We start from the raw sequence: 26,808 nt of genomic DNA, 5'->3' as shown, positions 1-26,808 counted from the left end.
CAACGGACTATTTCTTTGCTATCGCAGCAGTAATTGCTGAACTGCATAAAAAAAGAACCCCAGCAAGCTTGTTGCAAAAAGTCCCATGAACCATTTCATTGTTGTGATCAAATCTTTAACCTGTTCACATAAATTCTGAATCTGAATTTTATACTCCCTGCTGTCTTCAGAAAGGTGATCCAGCTGGTCAGAATGCTTATTGAGGCGTTTTTCATGCAGGTTCAGCCGTTCTTCTATTTGTTTGTGTTTTTCTTTGCAAAGTGCTTCATTCATGTCGAGCCTCCTGTTGTAAAAAATCTATGCGCTTTGTATTCTTGTGATGCATTAATATCCAAAACTAATATGAAATGTTCATAGAAAATATATTACCACTTCACACAATTTTCATTTCACTTCCAATAACTGAATTTTCTCTTTTTCTGTAATTAATCCAAGAGAAACAGTTTTTTATGTCAGCTATTATTACATGATAGGCTAATTATTATATTTTCAAGTTTCTTTTTATCTTTATTGCATAATATTCATCACATCATTAATATACACCTTTTTCATTATTCATTACCTCCGTATCCATATTCATTAATAGGCGTATATGCAAGTCTAACGTTATAAAGCCTAGTTCGAATACTACTAGCATCAGTTTTTGTAGTTATCGTAATTACGTCTCCTTGTTTTATATTTAATAGAGTACTAGATTGATCTCTATCGTAGTCTGCTGAACCATACAATGTATGAATACTGTATTCAACACCATTTACATTTACAGCTACTCCACTACTTTGTGTTACGCTAAATTCTGTTCTATATATTCTAAAATATAAACGCAAAGACCCTGATATTGGAGAAATTACAGTGCCAAATATTGTGTTTGCTCCTTGGTATCTCGTATAATCTATTGATAAAATATGTTGGACTGTTTGGGATGCCTTACCAATTTTAACACAGCTTGAACTTGTCACAGCATCATATACTTTTCTTAAATACCCCATAATGGTTGTCGTATCTGCTGTTGGGTTTGTAACACCGATTAGATCAAGCTTTCCTATTCTTGTAGTTGTCAAGTTGGTTGACATGTAATCATAAATCTGTTTCAATCTTCCAAATACAGTTGTAGTTCCTGCGACATCAATGTTTGTGCCAACTTTACTGTTAATACTTGATACATTCGTATTAACAGTATTTACCGTTGTGTTCACAGTATCAATAACATCAATTTTTGATGCTCTTGTTGTTGAAAGGTTAGTTGTTAAGTAATCATAAATTTGTTTCAACCTGGCGAATACAGTTACTGTCCCACTTGTATCTACATTTGTTCCAACTTTCGTATTGACAGAATCTAAAGTAGTTTTGTCTGCTATTTGTATTTGTGGCATTATACCGCCTCCTCATAATTAAACATTACTATCCCATTCGCTACACTAAGTCCCCATCTATACGTAGTACCATTATCAACAAATCTGTGTGGCATAGTTTCAGCCTTATGTGCAGCAACCTCATTACTTAACTGCTCCATGGACTTCGTTGGTGGATCCCACCAGTTTCCCTTGCCCACGATAGCTTTAATCCTATTTGCAAAATAACTGGTCCAGTCAACGATTTTAAAAGGTCCGTTTGAAGCCGGAATTTTCGCAGGGTCTGCCTCCGGGGTTAAAGCGGCATCAATTTTTGCATTATCCTCCATAAAGTCCTGCCGCTTCGGATATTCGTTGCCCAACCATTGATTCAAACCATAATTGGTTGTTTTATTCATACTTGGCATGATTATTCCTCCTTATAGCATTCTAGCTGTTCCCAGGTCAAATTCAATGCATCCCATTGATCCCAGGTTTTATTTGCTTGATCGTATTCATCCCATATCAAATAAGTATAGTGATACACTGCAGTCAGATGGGCCGGTTTAATTTCTTCGATAGCCTTCTTTAAATCATCCATATTGGGGGGAATCCCCCTGACCCCGACAAACTTGATGGTAAAACGATAGCTTTCAGGATTTTCAACTACCTCTACCTCTCCATTGATAAAGGATTCTGATACATTTTTAATAAGCTCTACGGTCACCGTCCCTGAACCTCTCAGCTTGCTGGTAATGACAGACCGCCTGTAGGCTATCGGCTTTGTATTGTTAACTGGAATTCCCAGTTCTCTTTCCCACCGCTCAAGAGTATAGGTAGCCGTATCCACAAAGAATTGGCTGCATGTTTCCTCTAATTTCTGCTGAAAGTTTTCCACTTCCTGTCCTTCCATACCCGTAAGGCTTGTGATTACCTTACTGGTCCGGTAATAAGGGGGCATATATTTTGTCAACAGATTACTCAAAGCTGATCGCCCCCAATACCGGAATTTCATTCTCCTGAAGGATGATATTTTCTATTCCCCAGCAGATGGTCCCCGTTGCTTCTTCTTGAATGCCTATGTTCAGACTGCCATATTCCTGAACCTTATCGGCTTCCAACAGCCTGCTTCCTAAAATGGCATAGCTCACATGATTTTGGTGAAAAGCAATCTCCTTAAAGTATTCTTCCGCTTTTCTTTCCAGGTTTCTGAGAACCTCTTCATAATCAGCATTATCCGTATCCCATGTAAAAGAAGCCCTTATATAAATGGGCACTTCCTGAACGCTTTCAACGATGACTTTTGCCCCAATGGGTCGGCGTTCTTCGATATAGTCAAATACCTGGCCAATAAGCTCCGGCTCTGCTTTTCTTTTACTGCTGTCAATAATTACGACCTTCACGGTTCCGGACAGCTCTGGAAAAGTAAAAACCTTTGCATCTCCAACGCCGGAGACCTCCCTGGCCCAGTTTTTATAATGATGCTTATTGCCGCTGGTAGCAGGCGTCCTGATCTTGTCAAAATACCGCTGCCTTAGCTCTGCATCCGTCTCTCCCGGATAGCCGTTTTTAACCGCTTCAGGATTTGTCACACTGACAATCCCGGATAATGTGATGGGGAAGTACCGGATAGCCCCCTTCGGTACATTTCCTATACTGCCGCATTCTTCGCATTCTACAGGCACTTCCGCCTGTCCGTTGACATCTATGGTTTTACTCTCTGTACAAACATAGGTCACTGCATCGCTGGCAACTTTATCCCCTGCCTGAATGCTCACGCCCGCTGCTCCGGTTATGGTTACAACCGTCGTGGCCTTCGTAGGTCTTTTTCTGTATACGCCCTGCTCGGCAGCTTTCTTATCCAACCATTCCCCTTCAGCGGTCTCTCCAAAGCCTTTATCAAGAATTTCTTCCAGCCGCCGATAGGCCGTTTCCAACTCTATAGCTATGGGTTTTACCGCATCATAAAAAAAAGACCCCTCACTGGTGTCATATTCTTCCGGAATTCCTGCTAGCATTCTGTTCTGTATCGTTGTTCTGTCTGCTTCCATTAAAAAATCACCTCCTGACCGAAGGTATTTCCCTGCACAAGATTGACGGTAAATTCAATCATTACCTTCTCTCCGTCTATGGAGAGATTCAGGTTCGATATGCTTTTAATCATCGGATGCTTTTCCAATGCAGTCCTAATTTCCCGTTTCAGCTCGCTCTCCACAAAATCCCTTGGCAAAGTCTGCCCGATAAGATCCTCCAATCCCGTACCGTAGTCTGTATCCTCATAGATTTTAAATTTACCTCTTTCTGTCTTTAACACCTTCATGATCCATACCTTTAAGGCTTCAATTCCATCGGTTTTTATCAGCCGTCCATCCCGCAGTACAAAATCTCCCTGCTGAAAATCAAACAGAAAGGATTTTCCAAAGTCCTCTGCGGCTTTTGTCTCTGTATGAAACTCCAATTGCGCAATCTCAGGCAACATTATAATCTCACCGCCTTATCCACAAGATAATATTTCTGGTTGTCGTTTGAGGGTATGAGAATCACTTTATCTCCCTCCTTCAAGGTATCTGTATATTTTAGGGCTCCCTCTGATTTTGAGGTAGTGCCCGCCGGCAAGGAGAACCCGGTGATGGTATAATTCTGCGGAGGCGGGTTTCCTGTCAGGTGAAAGCTCATATTGCCGCTGCTGGAGCTGACTCCTGTGTTTGTGATGCCGGTTGCTTCAATCTCCCTTTGATATCCGTCCAGGACATGGGCAGCCAGAATCAGATCTTCCTTATCTAATATGATTTTGTCTCCCAGCCCTACCTTGATATTGGGCGGCGGAGAAATTACCGTTCCTAACTGCGGGCCCATGTATAGGATATTTTCCCTTTCCTTAAAAAGCATGGCCAGTTCAGATATTGCATCCATCATACCGCCTCCAATCCTACCGACATGCGGTGAATACCTTTTTCCACCCTGTGGATGACATCCTTCACCAGGTATTTTCCAATCATTCCCGTAATGGGTTCTTCCAGCTCCAGGGTTCTCCCTGCCCGTACCTGGTCATTCCCCGGCAGCTCTATGGAGTTCTCTTCAAAAATCTTTCCCAAGTCCTCCAACATTTTTTGTGCGATATTTTTTGCCTGCACCTTATCCTTATTGCTGATCTGCATAAACTCCTGCAAAACCCCATATTTTCTGATCAGATCCTGATCCTCCTTCGTCTCGATGATCTGGTCATTCAGCAGTATCCCGACACGGTTTTTCATTTCTTCAATGGATCTTTTCCGTGATGGGTTGGATATGGCGCGGGTAACATCATAAGCAGCAATATTTTCTGCTAATTTGAAGGTCGCTTTGACCAGCAAATCCTCTTTCTTTTCAATATGGAGTTTTCCTCTTCTCATTTCCATCCTGTATTTGACTCCTGTTTCTTTTTCCTCGATATCAATAAGGTCTCTGATGATATCACTCACAGGCTCATTTACATATATTTTTTTGATCACCGTATTTAACTGGCTGATATTGCCGATGGGAATCTTGTGCTCTGTTAGAATCATCTCTATGGCTTTTTTGGCAGCTATTTTATTGAACTGGTAGACTGCCTTGTTCTTATTGAGATAAAAGGCATAATCAAAACAGGTATACTGTATAGGTTGTCTTCCGTTTTTCTGCTCTGTGACCACCACGCCTCTGAATAGCTCCTCCTGATTGACCAGGCAAATAGCATTTCCTATGTCCACCGGGTTTTTGGGGAAGTATTGGGCATCATTAAAAGCAATATCAAAATCCAGCTGGTCTCCCAGCTCATTGATATTGCTTCTCCATTGGATGCTTCCTATCAGGGGCGTGATATCAGTCTCAAGGTTCTCTGAGATATTTAAAATCCGATGCATGCTACACACTCCTTTTCCCCAGCTCTATGAACTTGAACTCGCTGAGGGTAAGGGTATAGTAGATATCCCCCGAACCATCCTGCAAGCCATATTCAAAGGATTCAATGGTACATGCCATATTGACAGGCGTATCGCTGATGACAAGCCTTATGGGCACCCTTCTGGTTTTCCAGGACTCCAGCATGTTTATATACTCCCAGCCTTTGTAGGTCCTGTCCTTCAGGAAGGAATAGTCCTTGGACGGAAAAAAGGATTGGATGGATATGGATTTTAATGTCTCCATCCCGATCAGTTTGATTTCCCCCTGGCTGATGGTATCATAGGTGTCGTTTTTCATACCGGATTGTATCCGGAATTCCGTAGGGAGTACAGGTAATGTGATTAACTGCTCCCGGTTGTTAATGGATAGATAGATATCCATGGGTCATCCCTCCTTTATACTGCAGCCCCTGCCGTGTTGGCCAGTGACAATTTTAGCTGGGGTACCAGCTCGTTTATGATCTCATTGGTTGTTTTATTCATACCTGCAATATTTACCACAAAGCTATTATTATTTACTGAATTATTTTTTTGTTGAAGAGCGGATTCCTTATGCCCCTGATCTTTTAGACTCATTGTTTTTACTTTATTCTGTCCTGTACTCTGAGGATTGTACAACTTAAATATGCTGCTGTCATCCTTTCCACTCTGTAGATTTGGGCGTCTGTTGTTCTTGGTATCAATTCTATTTCCCAGGATAAGGGCACCCGGTTGACTGCGCTTCTGTTCTATCGTTTCTATTTGTTTCTTCGTTAGTTCATTAGTCTTTCTATGAATTAACTGCGGCAGCGTTTCCATTGGTTTCCCTTCCTGAGCCATCTTTTCAAGATATCTTGCTTTTTCATGCTTGCTGTTCTGTTTGTCCATTTTTGAATAATTTTTCTCCAGTGCAGCAATGAATTTATCATTATTAAATACCTTCGGCCGTTCTGGTATATCCGGTGCTTTAACCCAACTATCCGCTGATATCCGCTCATCCGATGATTTTGTATAATGATCCTCTTTAAACATTTGGTCTAAAACCCGTCTCCCCTTGTCTTCCAATATTTCATCATAAACATATGTCCCTACAGTATTAACTGTAGAGGTTATGAAGGGTATAGGCGTAGGACCTACCAACATTGTAGCTGTGCCTGCTAAGTCAAGCCGGGCAAGACCCTTTTTGAAATCGCTTTCTTCTTCTTTTACAAGGGTATAAACATTCAGCCCTGCTCCCAATGCAGTACCACCTATTTTTGCCCATTTGCCACTTATATCAACAACTTGCTCCATGGTTTTCATCATCTGTGGATTTTTTCTTAGAACATTCATCAAATCATCACTGTATTGAGGAAAGTATTTTAGCATATCATCTATATTGTAGGGTAACTGCACAACATAATTTATATTGGATACAGTTGTTGCATATTCCTCCATCCACTGGTCCAACTGAATTATCCCTGCATACATATCTTTACGGTAACCTAACAGCAACTCCTGCTGTGCTTTATATGCACGTTCCATCTCTATACGCTTTTTACTGTTATTTTTAATCATATTGCCCATTGTATTGTTCATCTCTTTTTCCATTCGTTCACCACCCCTCGGTTAAAAGCTAGTGAAAAGCAGCCGGTGATCCGGCCTGCCCTTCACCTATTACAAATTTCCTATATGATTATCAAAAGCTTGTACCTATCCTTCCATCTGCCTTTCTTTCACTTCCTGATGAAAGAACCCCATGATCAGGACCAGTTCACCTTTCGGCATGTTATAAAACACAGAAGGCCTGATACCTTTTGTCTTCCAGTAATAATACATCATCTGGGCCAGGCCGTCTGTGTTAATTAGTTTTTTATTTCTTCTATCGCCCCGCCGTCAAAGCCGCTGAGTTCGCCGACCATATTGTAGAGGGTCAGTATTTCCCCGGGTAATAGGATTTTTTTAATCAAATCCTTTGGGGTATAGACATTGAATTTATCCATCAATTCCTTGGATTTAAAGTTTGGGTCCTTGGTCCCCTCCACTACGGTCATGATTTGCAGCTCTGCCATGTTGATATGATCTGTATTTTTATCTATGGACATTTCCTGAATCTCATCCATTTTTGCCGGCGTTAAGGCCTCGATTCTGAAGACCACTTTGCTTCCGGTCAGTTCAGAAAGTCTTTTCACTTCTACTTCTTTACTTGGTTTTTTAAGCTTTTGCTCATCCAATTGCAGTAATAAATCCAATGTATTCATAGTTTTCCTCCTATTCCGGTTTGATTACATCTGTAAAGTCATAGTCGATAAATGTAAAAGGACACTCGATTTCACCCAGTGCCTTTGCCTCGAACTGTGCCAAAGTCAGGTCATCAAAGCTGACATCCTTCAGTACTACCCGTTCTGCCTGTGCATTGGCAGTATCAGGATCAGCCAGCTTCGATACGATAATAAACCGTAAATCCCTGCCTTTTTTCACTGCATCTCCCAGCTTCACAGCCATCCTTGAATTCACCTTATAAAGCTTTAATGTCCCTGTGCCTTCCCAGCCTGTAATCTTCGTATCCTTGGCCAATACACCGCACATCGTTACGTCTTCTTTCTGAATGGTGATCTTTGCCTCAAGTCCCTTTAATTCACTGACCTTGTCTCCATCCAGCCAGATTTCTCCCCATGTTCCGTTAATCACTCTATATCCTGGTATTTTATTTGCCATCTTCTTTCCCTCCTATTTACATATAGATCAGCATTTGCAAATCTTCCATTGCGTCTAAAAACTTGACGTTGGCCTTTGCAAATACCTTTGAATCCGTATTGTATTCCTTGATTTCCTGTTCTTCCAGCGCTTCCACGTCTACGCCCTTCGTCATCAGATACAGTCTTTGGGATTCTGCATCGAGTTCTGCCTTGTTGGTAAAGGCCGGATCCAATACATCAATTCTCTCCAGCTCTCCAAAGTATGCATTGACTGCTGTCATAAACAGTACCTTGTTATCGTAGGAGTTGATAATCTTTCCTACATAGGCATTGTTAAAGGTATCCCGGATATCATCATGGACAAGGTCCACTGCATCGACAATTTTAATTTTCTTAAATTCCCTGCCCTTGGATGCAGTCAGGGTTGTCAGTGAATTCACACCCCTGCCGATTTTAATTCGGGTTCCGTCGTTGATCAGGATCAGTTTTCCATTATCAATATCCGTACCAGGCTCTTCCGACTCCTGGATGCTTTCCACTTCATTCAAAGCAAAATATGTGGAACTGCGAGTAAATGGCAGTCCTGCCATGATGCCGGCAATCCTGCAGGTATATTCACCGGCACTGTAAACCTTCTCTCCCACTTTGATATTCTCTGTGGCAAAATTAATGATCCCTTCATGATCTGCCTGAATATTTGGCAGTACTGCCTTAAAGGTTTTCTTGTTAATGTCTCTTTCTGTCTTGATCCAGGTAGCAATGTTGGTCACAGCTGCACCAGCCACTCCCGGCACTGCCAGGTAGTTCCACTTTTTGCTCTTTAGCCTGGATAGGGCTGCAGAATAGTCAGCGTCCGTTGTTGGAATCCGCTCGACAAGAATTTTGCTCGGCGTGCCCATAAAAGTTTTTTCAATATAATCTTTATTTTCAGGTGTCCAGTCCTCGGCCTTCACCTCGTCAATGGATTTATATACGATAGAATCAAAGTCTTGGGTATCATCTTTTAAAACCAGCGCTACGATCCCCCTTGCGCTCCGTTGTACTGCTGTCAATCCTTGTGTTTTAAACTCTATTAAAATCTCTGGTAATCCCATAATTAATCCTCCTTTATTAATAGTTCTTCCATGTATTCATAATCCTGATAATCATAAGCCTTTTCCTCATCAATACTATCGCTGAATTCAATATCAAAGGTGAAACAAAGAACATTTTCCTCAATAATGGTTCTCGTCTCCTCCACCATCAGCTTTCGGTTTCCTGCCATAAGAAAAGAATCAAAGAGCTCATTCAGCAGATCCGCCATATTCAGATTTTCCAGATGGGTTTCATTCCGGGAAAAGTAACGGATCTCTACATTGATTTTCCTGTTTCTGTAATACTTATTTTCCACCCTTGTGGAGACGGGTAAAATGTGCATAAAAAAAGCAGGTCTGGTAATTTCCTGCGGCATTTCTCCTACATATATTGGATATGCAGGAAAGTTTGTATTCAGTTTGTCATCCACTGCATTCTGGATTTCCGCCAGTTTTATCATACTTTCCTCCTTTGATTTCTTCATGCTGCATTTTACAGTTTTTGAAGCATCCTCCCATGCATCAAAGCCTCTACATAATCATGTATCTTTTCCAAATAGGACAAGGTATCTTCTCCAAATAGAAATGGCTTACTTTCCTGCAGGACCTTCAACTGTTCTTCCAAGCCAATAACCCTTCCATCTTCAAGCAGAACCAAGCCTTCTCTCTTGATGAGTCTGCCGACTGCATCCGTATTTTTCGCATTTATCTTGTGGGCCTGAAGATGGATAGCTGTTATTAGGCTCCTTTCCTTGATTTTTTCATTCTGCTGCTTAAGTTTTTCATTATCATCCTGAAGTTTTTTTACAAGTTCTTCATGCTTCCGGACGATTTTTTGAAGTTCTTTCAGTTTGCCGCTTAGAAGCTTTATTTGATCTTTGTAGGCATTCTTTTTCTGAATAACCTTGTTGAACCGACTCTGGGGGATCAGATTCCCTTCATCCAGCATGATTCTCTTGTCCTTTGTTTTTTCTCTAACCTGCTGATATAAAGCCTCTCCCAACAGGTCTTTCAACTGCTCCATAAGCACTCCTCCGATCCCGGATACTCCGTTTTACGTGTCACGGCACGAATAGTTTTGATTTTTATAACATCTTCCAATGGACAGCCCATGAATTTGTTCCTTCTATAGCCCATTGGGTTTGTTGTTATTTTGTTCGCTCATCCCAAAATGCAGCTGTCTTTCGACTGTCTAAATGAAAAAAGGTGTTGTAAAAACCAACGCCTCCGCCCAGACCATCTGCATTGCATAACTGTGTCCATTTGTCTCTTATGTTATTTAGAAATTCATTTCTTCTCGCCGGGGTATATCCGGAAAACTCCGCCATAGGCAAAGCGATATCCGCTGCAATACCCTGTATGTGATAGCTGTTCGCTGCACCTCCGATTTGTTTATTATAGGCTGGTGTCCGGTACCCGCTATTCACCAACATAGGTCTGCCATACCAATCCCTGAATTTTTCAAGCCTCCGGATATGGTCAATGACCGCTGCATTGACCAGTACTTCCCCATTTGCTTTACACCTGAATTCTTTTATATTGAAATGGGGCGTGATCTGACCGTCAAATACCTGAATGTCCAGCTTCTCCATACTTTCCCCCCTCTCTACAGATTATTTCATTCTTTCGAATTTGGCTGGTTGATGCATGATGTGCTCGATATTTTTGTGCTAAGTTTTGATTAGATCGTCCTATGTCCCAATAATATCTAGATATTGACAGTGAAAATTTATCAACTACTACATCCTGTAACTCAGTTGCATAAGATTTTCTTGAAAAGAACTGTTTTGATTTAAAGGCATTTATTATTTCACCTCTTTTTATTTTATAATTATTTATTGATCTTTTTTCTGTAGATTAAAAGATTGCATTAACCAAGAACCTATAGGACTTGTTTCTCCAAAATGATCTATTACATAGCTAACGATTCCTTTTTCAATACATGCTAACATCATTGTTTCGAACTGCCCTAAGATATTATTTGTAGCTCCAATATCAACACTTTGACCAGCTATATGAAGAACATTATAAGCCTCAATTGCATATCTTTTTGTTAATGAAAGTAATTGGTTTGAATCTTTACTATCTTTATCAAAAGAACTATCATCTAATTCAGTTTTTATTTTGGACCATATTTCAAGTTCTCTTACTCTATCTACTCCTTGTTTTTGCATATATTCTAATTTAAAAGCAAGTTCTTGTTTTTCAAGAGATTTGATTCCTATTTGAGCCTCTATCTTTTTTATTTGCCAAGGCTTTAATTCTAGATTGGTCAATATATCTTCTAACTCTTCTATTTCTGCTTCTTTGATTACGATCTCTCCCTGTGTTTTTCTGTAATTAAAAGATAATTGCATAAGCTGTTCGAAGAATACCATTTGCTCTGTTTTTGCTTGATGATACTTAGAAGCTTTATCTGGAAACATTTTATTTTGCAATACAGAGTATTTTATTTCTGTTTCTGTTCTCCAAACTGTACTCGTATTAAAATTATGTTTTAATTCTGGCAACAAATCATTTACTATTTGCATTTTTTCTGGAGGCAGTAAATTTGCTTTCTTTATTTCTTCTAACGAGTTATTGACTATTTGTAATTCTAACATTTTAAATCCCCCTTTAAGTTCTTAAATAAATCTGTGTATATGCTCTTATATATCCGTTATCACAACCACCAACAGCGACACCTCTATCACTACTAGTAGCACTAGAACCTGCACTTGATAATAAAACCATAGGAGATGCAGAAGTCCAAGTAGAACCATTAAATCTTTCAGTCGTTGCAAGTTGGACTGTTGTACTACTTTCACCGCCAGCAATAATTGCGTTATTATAAGCCGTGCCTACGTTAAATGGGTATTTTCTATCAGAAGACAAACGAGTAAGTTCAACCCAACTTGTTCCATTAAAATATTCTACACGATTTGTTGAACCGCTACTCGTGTAATAGCCACCAGCAAATATAAAAGATGATGCGATACCAACTGCAGCTCCACCATATGTCGGAGTTATTTTGGAAGCTGTTAAAGTGGCGGCAGTGCCATTCCACAATTCAGATGTATAAACAACTGAACTACTATAACTATCTCCAACATTAATATGATTATTTTGAACTCCACAACAGCCATGGTTCTGTCTTGTGTCTGTCATATTACCAGATTGAGACCAGCTAGTGCCATTGTAATATAATATCGTACGCCTTCTATTTGCCGCCATCCTTCCTCCACCTGTAACAGCTACAGCACTTTGGTTAGCTCCAGTTGAAGCATGTCGTGAGTTTGAGGAGGGCATTGAACCTGCACTTGAATAAGAAACACCATTCCATAATTGGCATGAAAATGTATCTGATGAACTACTATCGCCTCCACTAATAACACAACCATAAAAAGTACCGCCAGCCGCATGATTATAATATCCATTAGGTAATATTGAACCACTTGCTATCCATTGTCCTGTACTCCATCCTGTCGGCATAGGTGTTAAAGTTCCAGTAACACCAAATATATTTACTCCCAATTTGATATTTTCTGCTGAAAGATTAGTACTTCCTGCAACTGATAGACTGCTCATATATCCTGAACTTCTTGTTTGTGTAGTAGCACCAGGAGTAATTGTAATAGCTCCATGGTTAGGCATTGTTCCCGCTGTTCCTGCTATAGTCGTACCTGTTAATACCCTTGAAGCATCAAAAGTTACTGCGGATACTATTCCAGAACCATTGTGGTAGCCTGCGGAAATAGTTTGATTTGAATTTGACGGTGTTATTGTAACTGCTCCTCGATTGGGCATTGTGCCTACGATTTCTCCAGCATCCGTAGTAGCTGTCTTGCCAGAGAGAAGGTCGGATGCTGTAGCGTTTCCACTTGCTCCTTCACCCTGTAATATAAAATTTGTGCCATCATACCTCAATGTATAAACACTATTTAATACAAGCTTCCCTGATGTGAGCACATTCCCTTTGCTATCTCTTATAGATTTTGCACCTACTCCATTAATGTTGATTGTCGATGCTCCTGTATTGGCAGCATGGATTTTAACAGCAACGCATACACCTGCTGTATATGCTGTAAGAGCAGGATTAAGTGTAAGTGTGTAGGTATTAGCACTTCCTGAGGTTACTCCATAGCCCGGTTGTCTCACGTAATCAGCCAAATGAGCTTCTATAGATTGCCCGCTTTGGGTAATCACATTGGAAGCCTTTGTAACCGGATACAGGTTATCCCATGCTGTATTGGCTGGGTTTCTCTTTTTTATCTCTACATTGTAATTTGCCATTTCAAAAATCCTCCTAACTCAATACCTCGAAAAATAGTTCTCCAGCTATTGGCGTTGACGGCGCTGTGGCACTGACGGTAATTTCTTTCTGTGCACCTAGCTCAGCTGCAGTAACTGCGCCCCATGATGCAGTCCCGCTCGATCCCCCGTATTTTAATACCTGTCCTGTTGCACCGCCTGTAGGTATATGCTTGTTTCCTGCCGTAGTGGGATGTACATAATTATTTGCTCCTGCACCTATACCCTCTAGTTTTGCCTTATCCGAAGCAGACATAAGTCCGTCTATACTCGTAGTTACTGGTGGAATTGCATCAGACCCTCCAGTCAAATGGGTATCTTTATGTGCAGTTGGTGTTCCTGATGCATGACTGTGACTTGTAATTACACCAGTAAGTTTTGCTTCGATTTCAGCCTTGGTTATGTCACTGTTTTTCTGCGCGTTTACAGGTGCATGTGACGAATCAGAGTGAGTTTTAGCTGTATTCCATGAACTTCTGTCGGTTGATGATACGTGACTGACACCATCAGTTACGTGCTGTTCCACACTTCCTCCGGTTACTTCAACTAAACTCCCCTTTGTCTTGGGATATAAATTATCCCATCCGCTGTTTTCCGCATTTCTTTGCTTGATTTGAATATTTTTATCTGCCATTTTCTCACCTCATTTAAATTTATATATTTTCAAACCATAAATCAGAATCTGGTGGTATATCACTATTAGTGGCGTTCAAAACAGCTATACCACCTCCTTCACCGCCTAAATTAAAATCCGTTTCACCTACATTTCTAATCCAAAAAGTGTTACTGTTTGGATTTTGTGGTTCTATCTCGCTAAATTCAATCTTTACATGACTAACCAAATGCGACGTAATGTTGCTGTCAATCACGTCCATATTATAATTAGCGTGATTCTCCTGATCAAAATAATCATTGGGTTCTGGCTTTTTTAGTCCAAGATGGCTCGTATATTTCATCTGCATCTCCCCTTTCAAAATTTAATTTTTCTTTTTAAAAATCATGAAGCTTAATCTGCCTATAGCTTCGGTTGCCTAGAGCCCCATAGGTGAATGCACCCAGCTCTCCATAGGTGATATAGACATAAACAATCTGCACCCTTAGATGGGCCGGCTTAATTTCTTCGATACTATTGAGCAAATCCTGTATGCCGGTCATGGTCTCATTGACTCCCAAGAGGTAAATGGTAATCGCATGGTTAAACACGACCAATACTTCCCCTACGGCATAGGATTCTGCAATCAACTGTATCAGGGCCCTATCCACCTTTCCTATTCCCCGCCACTTGGCTATGATTGCGTTTCTGCGCTCCTCATCGCTCTTGTGGATGTCTGTTTGGATGCCTAGTTCCTGTTCATAGTTTTCAAGCCCCCAGGTAGCGGTGTGAATCAACAACTGTTTTTTCAGCTGCTCTATCTGCCCATCTTCCTGATCCAGTTCTTTTCCAGCTGCATTCATGATCCCTTGAAAGACCTTTGATTTTCGCTCATAGGCGGGCAAATAGGCCATCATTCGTTTATTCCTCAATGTGAATCACTCCCAAAACTGCCACTTCATCTTCAGCAATGGCGATATTTCCCGTTTGTCCGTTAATTTTTAAACCGATAAAATCAACGATTCCCCTGGAGTCCAATATAATGCTGCCAATTCTGTTATAGCTTATAATACTTTCTTTAAATGCAGCCTGTTTGATATATTGTTCGATATTCTTTCTGATATTTTCGGATCTTTCCGCATCGGTTACAGCCGTATCCTTTACAGCTTTAAAAGTGATGTCCAGACTTTTGCCCACAGCACCAACTACAGTACAGTAAGCACCTATCGGGGCTTTGCCTTCCCCTAAGCCCTCCATGCCGGGATCAATATATTCCTGGACCTGTGCAATCAGCTCTGCATCGGCAGGCTGTTTGTTTGCGTCGATGATGATGATCTTGACGGTATTGTCTCCATTCCATAGGGGTACTACCTTCACGTCCCCAACTCCCGTTACTTCCTTTGCCCAATCTCTATAATGATATTTGTTTCCTGAAGTAATGGGAGTTTGGATTCGTTCAAAATAACGGGCTAAAAGCTCCTGGTCTCCTTCTTCCTCATATCCGCTGGTAAAATCCTCATGATTGGTCACACTTACAAGCCCTGGAAGAGTCATGGGAAAATACCGGATCATCCCGGCAGGTACATTTCCTATGACACCATATGCCTGGCATTCAACCAGCACTTCCGCCTGCCCGTTTTGACCCAGGATTTTCGTTTCTTTGACAATAAAATGAACCGTTTCACTGGCAACAATGCTGTTTTCCTGTACCCGTGCACCAGCGGTTCCTTTAATGGTTACATGTCCCCGGGCCTTGGTTGCAGGCTTCCTCTTTATACCGGTTCTTTCAAATATAAACTGTTCCAGCTCCTGTCCTGTGAGTTTTTCAACCCTTAATTTCTCCTTTACCGACGAAATGCTCTGATGTACGGTTTCCAGTTCAATGGCCATAGGCGCTAAAGCGTCATAAAAAAAAGACCCTTCTGTTTTATCAAACTGGCCTTGTATATTTCCAAGCATACGGTTGAGTATTGTTTTTTGGTCTGCTATCATTATGATTCACCTCCTATAGCAGTTCTTATCTGATTTCTTCTTCATTGCACGGCAGATGGATTTACAATCCCTTAGATTACCTGTAAATCCATCTGTTTTGCCCACAGTCTGTATAGAGACCTGTATGTCCGCTGATATTTATGTCATGCACCCTCACCCCCTTTGGCTCATCCTTAAAATCTAATAAAATATACAGGACACTTCATATTGAAGCAGTATAGTATCCTATTCATTAGTCACTTGTTTTCAGTATATTTAATATCTTGCTTAAGGTTTTATTCTTTATCTCTCTGCATTGTCTCTCTTCCAGATTAATATCAAAGGTTATGTATCTCCATATCTTATTTTCAATGTATTTCTTCTGAATAATCTGCTTCTCTAGTTCTGTTAAGCTGTCGATTGCATTCCACACCCGCTTGATAAACCGCTCAAGATGTCTTTTTTCATATTCCAGCAGTTCAATTTTGTTCTGTAGTTCGGTATCTTCCATTACCTGCATCTCCGTTTTAGAAAAGATATTGTTTGTCCTTATGATATTTTCATAATTAATTCCTTTAAGGCATAGACCCTGCATGTCCTTATACTCTTCGATTTGGATTTCTATTTCTTTGATTTTGGCCTCATACTGTTTTAAGTTTTTCAATATGCTTTCAAGTTCTTTTATGTTTAGTACTTTCTTTTGGCTAAAAGCATCTTTATTTTGATATACATAATTTGTATTCATGATTACTCACCACCTATAATTGTTAATCTTTCCTGCTTGCTTTTGATATGGGTTCCTATTTTAAAGTATACTATGGACAAATCGATCATTTGGGCATACTTGCGGCAATTTTTCGGAGATGTTTATTCCTGTAATAGCTATTGTCTTCTGATAATCTTTTAAGCTTTCCTTATTTTACAGTATATTATAGCTTTACAGTAAATATTGGCGTACTTCCGGCAGATTATCGGAGACATACCAGCGTATTTTGATTGTTCTATTTTTATTTTCACAATGCCCTTCTCTTGTAGATCTCTTTTCTTCTAAATATACTTGCTTGTCATCTTTAAATTTTCAAGACACGCCTCGAACAGCTTGTTTATTGAAATCTCCTCCTTCGTAGTTTTTAAAAATGGCGAAAACGTTGATTTTCTAGGTATTACCTTTTTTGGTAACTTTATTATACCACATAATCGAACATATGTTCGGTATTTGTTCAAAAAAAATCCCTTTTTTTCAATTTAGAACTTAAAGACTATAGCAAACAACACTGGATAACAAGTAAAGTTTTAGATCAAACTGACATCTTAAACCATAAATTCAAAGAGGATAACCAAGTTGAATTGATCCCTATAAGTTAGACAGTATGGTAAACTGCAACTTCGTCAGGATACATTCGACTTTGGCTATCCTCTTATATATACGCCTTTTAAATATCATCTATTTTCTTTCGTAGGCACAGACCTGGGTGTCTGCCCGTTTTCCGGAACGACACAAAGGTCGTTCCCTACTTATATTCCCTTTTAAAAGTGTAAATCTATAGTGATTCAATCCGCTTATTCAATCATGTTTTCGATTTTGTACTCATTATACTTAGCTTGAAGCCAGGTCTCATAGGCTGCCGGTAGTTTTTGTTCTACTAAAATGTCTCTTACTTTATCTTTATTTTCTTCATAACTGGCTTCTTCATTTTCTTCTTCTGTAAACATCTCTTTATTTTCTTCGAAGTAGCTTTGCATTTCTTCTTCTGTTATTGAAACTTCCTGTTCAAGCAGTTTTTTCACCTTTAGGTTCATTTCAATATTCTTTTTTACATCTGTTAATGAATATCCGTACATTTCCATTACTTGGTTGAATTCTTCTTCTCCTCCATATTCTGCTATAATTTTATTGATCTCATTTTCAATATCCCCTTCATTCACTGCAATATTTTGCTTCTGAATTTCCATATCCATAATCTTATCTGCAATTAATGAATCTAACACTTGCGATCCATACTGGTCAACTAAAAGCTGGTACAGCTCCTCCTTGGTAATCACCTGATCGTTTACACGGGCTACGATTTCTTTATTGGAACAAGCCGTTGTCGTTAAAATAACCAACAGCAGCAAACTAAATAAAATAATCCGCCCCACGCTTCTGTTTGTTCTCTTTTTCATCAAATCTCTATCTCCCTTCCTATACTCGTTTTATTTTCTACAGATATTTATTCCTAAAAACCACCACCCACCCTGCTTTCTAAGTTTTTTTCGTCATATCTTTATTTTACCTTACATTCCTCTAATAATTCTTGGCAAAACTGTGGCAATGTTAAAACAAAAATAGATTTTAAAGGATACGATAATTTTTTCATGGTAAAATTATTAAAGAGGTGAATGAAACACTATGGAAAAGAAATTAATATACATCGCAGATGATGAGGTAAATATTTGCAACATTATAAAGTCCTTTCTTGTCAGGGAAGGTTTTGAGGTGGAGACTTTCAACGACGGCCTTTCCATTCTTGAAGCCTTTAACAAAAAACCCGCGGACATGCTTATTCTGGACATTATGATGCCGGAAATAGATGGCTATGCTCTTTGTTCATTAATTCGGAAAAAAAGTCGTGTTCCCATTATCATCGTATCTGCAAAGGATACAGAACCAAATAAAATCGCAGGGCTTACCCTGGGCAGCGATGATTATCTTACAAAACCCTTTAGCCCCATGGAACTGGTAGCTAGAATCAAAAGTATCTTTCGAAGAATTGAATTTGAAAAAACAACCGGAGAAACCAAACAAACTCTGAAAATCTGCAACACGGTAATCAATCCCGATACGAAATTAGTAGAGGTAAACGGAAAAGATATCGGTCTTACGGGGATGGAATTCTCCTTACTCTACTATTTGGCAGAACATAGGGATCGCGCGGTTAGCCGGAGCGAGCTTCTGGATAAAATCTGGGGTTTCGAAAATGAAGTGGAGACTCGGGCAACCGATGATATGATCAAAAGGGTCCGAAAAAAACTATCAGATACCGGTTCAACACTTAAAATAGATACGGTTTGGGGATTTGGCTTCAGAATACAAAATAAGGAATGAGATTATGAAGAAAAATACAATCAAATGGAGAATTTTCAAATATAATCTGATCATCATTGTCCTTTTAATTACACTGACCACTTTTATATTTAATGCGGCAGTCCGTCTTTATATCGAGAGAGATCTAATGCAGCAATTAAGCAGAATTGCATCCAGTACTGTAGACACTGCCCTTCGGCAAGGTCCGTATTTTTTCTCCTCACAAATAATCATCCCTCATTCCTATATGCAAAATCATGATGAACTCATCAAATACTATTTTCGCTTGGACCGTTCACTAAGAGAACCGCTTACGATTTTGAATGCCGATTATATTTTATTGGATAAAAATAAAAACAGAATCATTCCTTTTCCGGAAGACTTCTTTACAGCTTCTGCGGATCAATTGGATGAGATCACTGCTGCCATCCGTCAGTCTGCAAGCTTTCAGCAGGAGGAATTTATAAGCTTTTATATATCCGGCAATAAATACATGGCGGTCATTAAACCGGTATCTCAAACCAATACTTTACAGCTCGGCTGGGTAATCATATACTCCAGCCTCCAAAAGGTAAACCAGCTGCAGTGGGGAATAAACCTTGTGCTTTTTGCTATTCTCAGCATTTCTGCCCTTATTATTGTAATATTTTCTTCTATCCTGTCTAAAAAGATATCTGCACCCTTTTCTTCTCTTAATCAGCATATAAGGGATATCGCAGAAAGAAATTTTGGTACAAAAATCCACATCCCTGTAGACGACGAGCTTCAGGAGCTTGTGAATAATATTAATGTTATGTCAGAAAAACTTGAAACCTATGATCAAGCCCAAAAAACCTTTCTGCAGAACGTTTCTCACGAATTCAGAACCCCGCTCATGTCCATACAGAGCTATGCGGAAGGCATCTTATATGACGTAGTTGATCATCATAATGCTGCAAATATTATTATTGATGAAACCAAACGCATGACGCATCTGGTATCAGACCTGCTATATTTATCCCGTCTGGATACGCTGGAGGAAAATTATCACTTTGATTCTTTGAATCTGAATGAGCTTATCAGTAGCTGTATTGAACGCACCAGCGGCATTGCAATGAAAAACAATATAGAAATACGCCTGGACCAAGAAGACCAAGGGATTGAAATATATGGAGATGAAGAAAAGCTTTCCCGTGCCATCACAAACATTCTTAGCAACTGCATACGTTATGCCCGTGAAGAAATTTCCATCACTACAAAAGCAGGCCAAAGGAATGAGGCAGAAATCAAAATATCCGATGATGGCCCCGGCTTTGATGCCAATGATCTTCCAAATCTGTTTGAAAGATTTTATAAGGGAAAAAAGGGGAATTTCGGGCTAGGTTTGGCTATCAGCAAAAATGTTATTGAAAAACATAATGGGAAAATTTCTGCGCAGAATTCAGACTCAGGTGCATTGTTTATCATTGAATTGCCGCTTCTTTCCGAACAAATCCCTAAATAAGATCCTACGGAACGGTGAAAGACCGTTCCCTACGTAAATCTAAAACAGGAATGTAGGGATCGACGCCCTCGCCGATCCTTATTTGTCCATCCAAGACCGTAGGGACAGATCTGTGTGTCTGCCCTCTTTATTTTCGGGAGGACACACAGGTCCTCACCTTCCGAAACCCGGGAATCAAATCAGGTTGAATGTTAAATTTCTCAGTCACACATCTATATTTTATCTAATCTCTTGATTCTAAGTTAATATTTTTCATAATGCACTATTTCCTGCAGGGGTTTTCTTGTTGTGCTGTGCCGGTCGGGGGATGCGCTTTCTCCCGCAGGATATCCTACTGCTAAAATATTTACTGCTTCGATATGTTCAGGCAAGTCGAATTCCTTTCTTAAAATTTCAGGGTCAAAATAGCAGATCCAAACGCTTCCTAATCCCAGATCAGCTGCTTGAAGCATCATATGATCCGTTACAATGCTGATATCAATATCTAATACATCTTTGCCGTCAAAGGGCCGCTTCCAGGACAGGTTGTGATCTCCGCAAATAATCATTGCAAGGGGTGCTCCATAGATATTTGCACACTTCTTCAATCTGTCCAGCCCTTCCTGCTCCTGAACAACGATGATACTATGGGGCTGGTAATTTGCTGCTGTTGGGGCAATCCTCCCTGCTTCAAGTATCTTAAGTACCTTCTCTTCCTCTACTTTTCTTGCTTCATACTTACGCACAGAATAACGTCTCCTTGCCAGTTCCAAAAATTCCATTATAATTCTCTCCTTCCATATTTATCTATAATTGCATCATATACCATACAGGCTACGCTATCAAGGCCTTACCATTTTGTAATATTGAATGAGTACGAGTAAAAGCGGTTTATTACTATTATCACAAACATAAAAAATAAATGTGTACTTCATAAAAGAAGCCTATAGATATGTGACTGAGAAATTTAATTTTACCCGGGACGACACAAGGCCGTCCCCTACAATATCCGATTTTCGTAGGGGCAGGCCTTGTGTCTGCCCGCTATATTTTCAGCACTGCTAGCAGTGACTCTTCTATCTGTTGAAATCAGGAAAATAACGGGCATAAATAAGGATTCTCAATCACACATCTATATTTTCAATGACGATTCAGAAAAGAATAAATCTATTGACCATGATGATTAATAGATTGCAATTCATATCCTCTACCGGGCTTTTATAATAGTAAAATATTGCTGCAGGCAAATATCTTATAGATTACAAGGGGAGGACCCGTGTGTCATCTCTATATATTCTCACTGCTTTGCAGCTGCCGGATCATATCCTACCACAGTCCATACCCCTGTAGCATCTTGCCGTATAAGCCGTTTTAGATACACTTTTTTGATCGGTGCAGTACTTCCACTGACCTCTACAACTGCTTCTGTTCCAGTGTTTTGGACTATTTTCAGATCCTCTTCCCCAATAGGGTACTCTCCTTGAATGCCTTGTGGAGAGATTTCCAGGCTGACGAAAACTTGAGCTACAAAAGCAGGGTCTAATTTCCATGGAGAGTGACCTGAGTCAGCATTTTTCTGATCTCCTTTTTCCACTTCCAAATCTACAGGTACTTCAACTTGAGGTTTAGCTAAGGATGAATCTTCCGGTACTGATAACTCCACTGATTCACTGGTTAATCCTTGAATAAATTGCGTTAATTCCTCTAATGAAATATTCCCTATTACGGCATATTCAAAGCTCTCCTGCTGCCATCGGACAGAATTTATATTTGTTACGCCTGCATAAATTCCGCCGCCTCCAAGAATCCCAGCTTCATCTTGTACCGGTGCTTGAATTTCTGCAATATTGCCATCTATTTTTCCCAGCATTGCCATAGAAGCCGGTTTCAATTCACCAGCAGCCTTTCCCTGCAATAATACCACCCTTTTCCGGTTATCCTGTGAGATATAGGTGTTTTTAACAACCTTCATATCATTCCCAACAGCGATTGTGTCCCAGATATATCCTGCTGGTATATTCTGCGGCACTCTAGGCATGAATCCTACAATTCCCTGTGCTTCTTCCAGATTGTTCACCTGTTGTTCCGGGTTCCTCTCCATCTCTCTGAATCCTGCAGGCACGCTGTATACTAAAAGTTCCTCTGGTATCCTTTCCATAAAATCAATCTGCGTATAGGATACTTTGTACTGCAGTGAATACGTCATGGCAAATTCTTTCTGCAATGGCATTTTAGTCTCTGCATCAATCCATATTCTATAAGGACTTCCTCCCTGAGGCGTTACTTCCACAACAGCAGCCGTCCTTCCGGCAACGGTATCTTCCACGATTACCTTAGTTTTAAGTGCATTCTTTACATCGTCAATTTCTTTTCCCAATTCAAATGTAAAACTATAAGGGTCAGGAAAAGCCGGAAATATGCTTACCTGTTCTTGATCCGGTTGGATCTGCCACTTTTTTTGTCCGTCATTTACTGTAATAAAACCTTGTTGAAAACCATCCAATCCTTTAACATAATAACGGCCTTCTTTATCGGCCCAAACTGCTATTCTTGCTTGTGTAGAGGTTTTTCCCTCTGCGTTGGTCTCTGCAATTTCAAGAATTCCATGATATGCCTTTACTTCCTGAAAAGCTTTCTCCATTGCATGAACGATATTGTTTTTTCCTAAAGGTGCCAGCATATTGAACAGAAATAAAACCGCTAAAGCTGCTGCAACCGATGCTGCACCAAAAAACCAGGATCTTTTTGATCTCTCTGGTGACTTCTTCACAGCTAATCGCTTATTCAGGTCAACCGCTAATGTTTTGGGATAATCTGACTCTGGCAAGCTGGGTTCTTTTAAACTTTTAACCATTCTAACCGTTTCAAAAAGCTGTTTCATCTCTAGTGCCTCTATTTCACTGTCATGCTCTTCCGGTTTTTTCTCTTCATTTAAACGATCGATATAATCTGATAATCTTTTTTCATCATTACTCATTAATTATATACACCTCCGCTATTTACTGTCATTTTTGAGGATCTTTGTAAGGTTCTGCAGGGCTCTATGCTGCAATACACGAACATAATTTTCTTTTTTGTCCATCAACTTGGCAGTATCTGCCACTGAATATCCTCTTATAATTCTTAAATCTATCACTGTGCGTTGTTCCTCATTAAGATGATTGAGTGCATTTTCTATCGCTTCACGTTCTGCTACCGCTTCCGTAGGGTCTCCTAATGCAGTATCTTTTGGGTTTATTGTTTCAAGATTTACATTTATTCTCTGACGTTTATTTTTCCGCCACTTATCTCTCAGCACATTTAATGCTACAGTTTTTAAAAAAGCAATGTGCTTATCTATTCTGATATTGCTTTTCTGCATATATGAAATTGCTTTAAAGTAGGTTTCTTGGGTAATATCTTCTGCTTCTTCACGGTTTTGAACCTTGTAGTATATAAAGCGATATAACGGTTCCCAAGTAACTGAACAGATTTCTTCGATTGCCTTAATATCTCCCTCTTGCGCTTTAATAATTTTTTCACCCTCCATCATAGATTTGACTCCTTCTTCCCTAGCTAGGTACTTACACTAATAATGACGTTAAAAGATTATAAAAATTACAGTTAATATTATTTTTTTTATTTTTCCAGATTTTAATATAATTTTTATTTTTCACAGATCTGCTATGAAGAGTATATTAAACATATAAAAATGGCCTGCAGCGATATCCTTGCAGGCCATTTTGTATAAAACCAGATCACTATGTCGTTCTTATAAGTTTTTTTCAGCAGTCATTTCCAGGGAAAAGTAAAACATTACACCTTTTTCCGTATTCTTTACACCATAATCACTGCCATGCAGCTCCAAAATATTTTTTACAATCGCTAATCCCAGTCCGGTCCCTCCTGATTTACGATCCCTGGATTCCTCTACCCGATAAAATCTGTCCCAGATATGATTTAATTTGTCCCCTTGAATGTTATCCCCTTCATTTTCAATGGTGATATAAATTTTCTCACGGTCTTTCTCTATGCCGATATGAATAAATCCTCCTATTTTTACATGTCTTATGGCATTGCTAATGATATTGGTTATTACCTGCTCTATTCTTTTTTTATCCGCTCTAACCATAAAATCCTCTGAATCGTAGCTATGGCATACCTCAATGTTTTTTTCCTCTATCTGTTGAATAAATCTATTTTTTACTACTTGCATCAGCGGATTAATATAAAAGTTCTCCTCTACCAGCAGGTATGCTTTGGACTCAAGCTTAGATAAATCCAGCATGTCTAATACCAGTGCATCCATTTTTTCTATTTCTTCCAATATAACATCCAGATAATAGTCCTTTTTTTCAATAGCGATCTCATCTTTAAGGCCTTCGGTAAAACCTCTCATGATGCCTAAAGGTGTTTTTAATTCATGGGAAGCACTAGAGACAAACTCTTTTCTCATCTTCTCTAAAGTCCGCTCCCTTTCTATTTCCACCTTAAGTCTCTCGTTGGTATCCCGTAGTGTTTTCATATTCTTATGCAGACTTGAGGCCAATTTATTTATACTATTGGCTAAATTTCCAATTTCATCGTCAGATTTAACATCACATTCTACGGAAAAATCTAACTCCGCCATTCTTAAAGCTACATTATTAATTCTTATCAAAGGCTCCGCGATCAGCCTGGAATAAATATAGGCTAAGAGCAGGATGATGAATATTGCTGCTAAAAATCCATAAATATAATAATCCTTCATTACACCAATTGCTTCTCCTACAGGTTGTAGAGAGGACATGGCAAATACCATTTCATTCAATACACCATTATGAAAAATCGGTTTGATCATAACGATGTTATCGATTCCATTGATCGGACTTTTATATTTGTAACGAATAACTTTTTCATTTTCTATAACAAAATCCTTCCCCTTTGAAACCCAGAACCAATGATCCATTGCGGTCCAGAGCATACTTTCTCTATAGGGCATCATAAAATCCTTTTGTGCCGGAAAATTCAATTCTACGATCTTGCCTTGAACCTCTCTCATCTTGGCTTTCACAATCCCTTGCACCGCTTCCCTGCTGGCAATGGCAAAGTTACTGGGGATTGCTTTTGATACCTCAGTAAAACCGCCCTCCAAAAGTGTTCGATTTTTATTAATCACAGTAATACTGGGAGTTCCAAGGACCTCGTCACCTTCTGTTTGCTCTGCTGCTTGACTTAAAGCCTCCCATCTGCTTTCCTTGCCTGCGATGCTAAAGGGATATAATGTGTTGTATTCATTATTTGAATAAATTCCTTCAACCACAATTGAATACCCTATTGAAAGATTTAATTCTTGTAGGGCTTCCACTAAAAGCATATTGTTTAGAGGCACCACTACCTTATTTTTATCTTCTGTTTCAATAATTATATTGAATAGAGGAAGGTATTTGGCTGCTGCTTTGTCATTTAAGATTGCGATTTGTGCATTACTTTTATTGATAAAGTCATTAATGTTTTTTGTGATTGTCGCTTGATCCCAATCTTCTTTGTCATATTTCCGGGCAAATTCTTCTAAGCTTCTCTCTAATCTGCTAATTTTTCGATTTATATAAAATTTTTCAAAAAACAAAGATTGACTAAGGACTACAATCATTAAGAAAATTATAAAAAAAGTAGTTGTTATAATAAAAAGCTTGAAGGTGATGCTTTTCTTTTTCATCTATTCACCTCAAATTTATAACCTACTTTATTCATGGTATTGATATGCTTTGCTTTATCTCCTAGCTTGGCTCTAAGCTTTTTTATATGGGTATCAATGGTGCGCAGGTCCCCAAAATAGTCATAACCCCACACGTGATTGAGAATATTTTCCCTTGTCAACACCATTTCTTTATTTTCTATCAGATAAACCAGCAGATCAAATTCCTTTGGAGCCAGCTCTATCAATTCATTATCTATTTTAACCGTTCGGGATAATTTATTCACTTCAATATCCGCACATAAAATCAAGCCATTCTCCTTTACTACATTGCCTTCAGCCCGTTTAAGAAGCATTTTGGATTTTGCAACCAACACCTTAGGGCTAAAGGGTTTTGTCACATAGTCGTCTGCGCCTAACTCATAACCCATAAGTTTATCCTCTTCATCAGAGCGGGCAGTTAACATAATAATGGGTACTCCGGATTCTTTGCGCATCCTTTTACATACAGCCCAACCGTCTATTTCCGGTATCATTATATCCAGGATTACCAAGTGAATGTTGTTGGTCTCAAACAGTTCCAGCGCCGCTCTTCCATTATCTGCTTCAAATATGGTAAAATTTTCACGCTTGAAATAGTCTACTAATATCTCTCTCATTCTTTTTTCATCTTCGATTAATAACAGGTTTCTATACATGAAAACTTCCTCCTGGCCGTGATAAAACTCTAAATGAATACTTTCGTAAAATTTCAGGTTTTTGAATGTCTCCTAATGGATTATAAAAAAATAC

31 protein-coding genes are annotated in these 26,808 nt (G+C 39.4%); 2 read left to right on the top strand and 29 right to left on the bottom strand.

Going from position 1 to position 26,808, the window contains the following annotated elements:
- Nucleotides 1-18 precede the first annotated feature (18 nt).
- From Gferi_RS14610 to Gferi_RS14495, 24 genes are all read right to left on the bottom strand, one after another.
- Complete coding sequence (locus Gferi_RS14610) at nucleotides 19-273, bottom strand: hemolysin XhlA family protein (RefSeq protein ID WP_069977746.1); 255 nt, start codon at nucleotides 271-273, stop codon at nucleotides 19-21.
- A 278-nt stretch (nucleotides 274-551) separates the two neighbouring features.
- The gene (locus tag Gferi_RS14605; RefSeq protein WP_069977744.1) at nucleotides 552-1,373 is read right to left on the bottom strand and encodes a hypothetical protein; all 822 of its coding nucleotides are present in this window, start codon (nucleotides 1,371-1,373) and stop codon (nucleotides 552-554) included.
- The gene (locus Gferi_RS14600; RefSeq protein ID WP_069977742.1) at nucleotides 1,373-1,759 is read right to left on the bottom strand and encodes a hypothetical protein; all 387 of its coding nucleotides are present in this window, start codon (nucleotides 1,757-1,759) and stop codon (nucleotides 1,373-1,375) included. The genes Gferi_RS14605 and Gferi_RS14600 overlap by 1 nt, the downstream gene beginning before the upstream one ends.
- Before the next feature lie 2 nt (nucleotides 1,760-1,761).
- Complete coding sequence (locus Gferi_RS14595; RefSeq protein ID WP_236932604.1) at nucleotides 1,762-2,316, bottom strand: YmfQ family protein; 555 nt, start codon at nucleotides 2,314-2,316, stop codon at nucleotides 1,762-1,764.
- Nucleotides 2,309-3,382 carry a baseplate J/gp47 family protein gene (locus Gferi_RS14590; RefSeq protein WP_069977738.1) on the bottom strand — a complete coding sequence of 358 codons (1,074 nt, stop codon included), beginning with the start codon at nucleotides 3,380-3,382 and terminating at the stop codon, nucleotides 2,309-2,311. Before Gferi_RS14590 ends, Gferi_RS14595 begins: the two co-directional genes overlap by 8 nt.
- Entirely contained in the window at nucleotides 3,382-3,810 is a 429-nt protein-coding gene (locus Gferi_RS14585; RefSeq protein ID WP_069977737.1) for a DUF2634 domain-containing protein, read from the bottom strand. The genes Gferi_RS14590 and Gferi_RS14585 overlap by 1 nt, the downstream gene beginning before the upstream one ends.
- Nucleotides 3,810-4,247: a DUF2577 domain-containing protein gene (locus Gferi_RS14580; RefSeq protein WP_083273577.1), complete on the bottom strand. Its 438-nt coding sequence runs from the start codon at nucleotides 4,245-4,247 to the stop codon at nucleotides 3,810-3,812. Before Gferi_RS14580 ends, Gferi_RS14585 begins: the two co-directional genes overlap by 1 nt.
- Nucleotides 4,244-5,212, bottom strand: a complete 969-nt coding sequence (locus tag Gferi_RS14575) for an XkdQ/YqbQ family protein (protein ID WP_069977735.1) — start codon at nucleotides 5,210-5,212, stop codon at nucleotides 4,244-4,246. The genes Gferi_RS14580 and Gferi_RS14575 overlap by 4 nt, the downstream gene beginning before the upstream one ends.
- Nucleotide 5,213: 1 nt before the next feature.
- On the bottom strand, nucleotides 5,214-5,633 hold the full coding sequence (locus Gferi_RS14570; protein WP_069977729.1) for a hypothetical protein: 420 nt from the start codon (nucleotides 5,631-5,633) through the stop codon (nucleotides 5,214-5,216).
- A 14-nt stretch (nucleotides 5,634-5,647) separates the two neighbouring features.
- Nucleotides 5,648-6,820 (bottom strand): hypothetical protein, encoded by a 1,173-nt coding sequence (locus Gferi_RS14565; RefSeq protein WP_069977727.1) that lies wholly within the window; start codon nucleotides 6,818-6,820, stop codon nucleotides 5,648-5,650.
- Between the two features lie 254 nt (nucleotides 6,821-7,074).
- Nucleotides 7,075-7,470 carry a phage tail assembly chaperone gene (locus tag Gferi_RS14560; protein WP_069977725.1) on the bottom strand — a complete coding sequence of 132 codons (396 nt, stop codon included), beginning with the start codon at nucleotides 7,468-7,470 and terminating at the stop codon, nucleotides 7,075-7,077.
- Nucleotides 7,471-7,480: 10 nt separating this feature from the next.
- On the bottom strand, nucleotides 7,481-7,927 hold the full coding sequence (locus Gferi_RS14555; RefSeq protein WP_156782404.1) for a phage tail tube protein: 447 nt from the start codon (nucleotides 7,925-7,927) through the stop codon (nucleotides 7,481-7,483).
- 16 nt (nucleotides 7,928-7,943) lie between these two features.
- On the bottom strand, nucleotides 7,944-9,002 hold the full coding sequence (locus Gferi_RS14550; protein ID WP_069977723.1) for a phage tail sheath C-terminal domain-containing protein: 1,059 nt from the start codon (nucleotides 9,000-9,002) through the stop codon (nucleotides 7,944-7,946).
- Between the two features lie 2 nt (nucleotides 9,003-9,004).
- Nucleotides 9,005-9,442: a phage tail terminator family protein gene (locus tag Gferi_RS14545; protein WP_069977721.1), complete on the bottom strand. Its 438-nt coding sequence runs from the start codon at nucleotides 9,440-9,442 to the stop codon at nucleotides 9,005-9,007.
- Between the two features lie 32 nt (nucleotides 9,443-9,474).
- Entirely contained in the window at nucleotides 9,475-10,005 is a 531-nt protein-coding gene (locus tag Gferi_RS14540; RefSeq protein WP_069977718.1) for a phage scaffolding protein, read from the bottom strand.
- Between the two features lie 124 nt (nucleotides 10,006-10,129).
- The gene (locus Gferi_RS14535; RefSeq protein WP_069977716.1) at nucleotides 10,130-10,573 is read right to left on the bottom strand and encodes a YcbK family protein; all 444 of its coding nucleotides are present in this window, start codon (nucleotides 10,571-10,573) and stop codon (nucleotides 10,130-10,132) included.
- Nucleotides 10,574-10,816: 243 nt separating this feature from the next.
- Nucleotides 10,817-11,584, bottom strand: coding sequence for a hypothetical protein (locus tag Gferi_RS14530; RefSeq protein WP_069977706.1), 768 nt, complete (start codon nucleotides 11,582-11,584; stop codon nucleotides 10,817-10,819).
- Nucleotides 11,585-11,597: 13 nt separating this feature from the next.
- Entirely contained in the window at nucleotides 11,598-13,253 is a 1,656-nt protein-coding gene (locus Gferi_RS14525; protein WP_069977704.1) for a Kelch repeat-containing protein, read from the bottom strand.
- A gap of 13 nt (nucleotides 13,254-13,266) precedes the next feature.
- On the bottom strand, nucleotides 13,267-13,905 hold the full coding sequence (locus tag Gferi_RS14520) for a hypothetical protein (protein ID WP_069977702.1): 639 nt from the start codon (nucleotides 13,903-13,905) through the stop codon (nucleotides 13,267-13,269).
- 19 nt (nucleotides 13,906-13,924) lie between these two features.
- Entirely contained in the window at nucleotides 13,925-14,227 is a 303-nt protein-coding gene (locus tag Gferi_RS14515) for a hypothetical protein (protein WP_069977700.1), read from the bottom strand.
- Between the two features lie 34 nt (nucleotides 14,228-14,261).
- Entirely contained in the window at nucleotides 14,262-14,795 is a 534-nt protein-coding gene (locus tag Gferi_RS14510; RefSeq protein ID WP_083273576.1) for a putative phage tail protein, read from the bottom strand.
- Complete coding sequence (locus Gferi_RS14505; RefSeq protein ID WP_083273575.1) at nucleotides 14,785-15,855, bottom strand: baseplate J/gp47 family protein; 1,071 nt, start codon at nucleotides 15,853-15,855, stop codon at nucleotides 14,785-14,787. Before Gferi_RS14505 ends, Gferi_RS14510 begins: the two co-directional genes overlap by 11 nt.
- Before the next feature lie 232 nt (nucleotides 15,856-16,087).
- Complete coding sequence (locus Gferi_RS14500; RefSeq protein WP_069977698.1) at nucleotides 16,088-16,579, bottom strand: hypothetical protein; 492 nt, start codon at nucleotides 16,577-16,579, stop codon at nucleotides 16,088-16,090.
- A gap of 815 nt (nucleotides 16,580-17,394) precedes the next feature.
- On the bottom strand, nucleotides 17,395-17,997 hold the full coding sequence (locus tag Gferi_RS14495) for a SurA N-terminal domain-containing protein (protein WP_069977696.1): 603 nt from the start codon (nucleotides 17,995-17,997) through the stop codon (nucleotides 17,395-17,397).
- A 226-nt stretch (nucleotides 17,998-18,223) separates the two neighbouring features.
- Between Gferi_RS14495 and Gferi_RS14490 the strand changes: the two genes are divergently transcribed.
- Together Gferi_RS14490 and Gferi_RS14485 are read left to right on the top strand one after the other, a co-directional pair.
- Nucleotides 18,224-18,919, top strand: coding sequence for a response regulator transcription factor (locus Gferi_RS14490; RefSeq protein ID WP_069977692.1), 696 nt, complete (start codon nucleotides 18,224-18,226; stop codon nucleotides 18,917-18,919).
- Between the two features lie 4 nt (nucleotides 18,920-18,923).
- Nucleotides 18,924-20,381: a sensor histidine kinase gene (locus Gferi_RS14485; RefSeq protein WP_069977690.1), complete on the top strand. Its 1,458-nt coding sequence runs from the start codon at nucleotides 18,924-18,926 to the stop codon at nucleotides 20,379-20,381.
- Between the two features lie 242 nt (nucleotides 20,382-20,623).
- On the opposite strand, the gene Gferi_RS14480 is transcribed toward Gferi_RS14485, so the two are convergent.
- The 5 genes from Gferi_RS14480 to Gferi_RS14460 all read right to left on the bottom strand — a co-directional run bounded on the left by Gferi_RS14480 (nucleotide 20,624) and on the right by Gferi_RS14460 (nucleotide 26,714).
- Nucleotides 20,624-21,142, bottom strand: coding sequence for a nitroreductase family protein (locus Gferi_RS14480; RefSeq protein ID WP_069977688.1), 519 nt, complete (start codon nucleotides 21,140-21,142; stop codon nucleotides 20,624-20,626).
- Between the two features lie 515 nt (nucleotides 21,143-21,657).
- Nucleotides 21,658-23,337 carry a LolA family protein gene (locus Gferi_RS14475; protein WP_069977685.1) on the bottom strand — a complete coding sequence of 560 codons (1,680 nt, stop codon included), beginning with the start codon at nucleotides 23,335-23,337 and terminating at the stop codon, nucleotides 21,658-21,660.
- A gap of 18 nt (nucleotides 23,338-23,355) precedes the next feature.
- Nucleotides 23,356-23,892, bottom strand: a complete 537-nt coding sequence (locus Gferi_RS14470) for an RNA polymerase sigma factor (RefSeq protein ID WP_069977683.1) — start codon at nucleotides 23,890-23,892, stop codon at nucleotides 23,356-23,358.
- A gap of 219 nt (nucleotides 23,893-24,111) precedes the next feature.
- Nucleotides 24,112-26,037 carry a sensor histidine kinase gene (locus Gferi_RS14465; RefSeq protein ID WP_069977681.1) on the bottom strand — a complete coding sequence of 642 codons (1,926 nt, stop codon included), beginning with the start codon at nucleotides 26,035-26,037 and terminating at the stop codon, nucleotides 24,112-24,114.
- Nucleotides 26,034-26,714, bottom strand: a complete 681-nt coding sequence (locus Gferi_RS14460; RefSeq protein ID WP_069977680.1) for a response regulator transcription factor — start codon at nucleotides 26,712-26,714, stop codon at nucleotides 26,034-26,036. Before Gferi_RS14460 ends, Gferi_RS14465 begins: the two co-directional genes overlap by 4 nt.
- Between the last annotated feature and the right edge of the window lie 94 nt (nucleotides 26,715-26,808).

Source organism: Geosporobacter ferrireducens (genome assembly GCF_001750685.1).
Lineage (GTDB): Bacteria > Bacillota > Clostridia > Peptostreptococcales > Thermotaleaceae > Geosporobacter > Geosporobacter ferrireducens.
The sequence above is the reverse complement of the archived record's forward strand: the minus strand, read 5'-3'. Positions and strand labels throughout refer to the sequence as shown.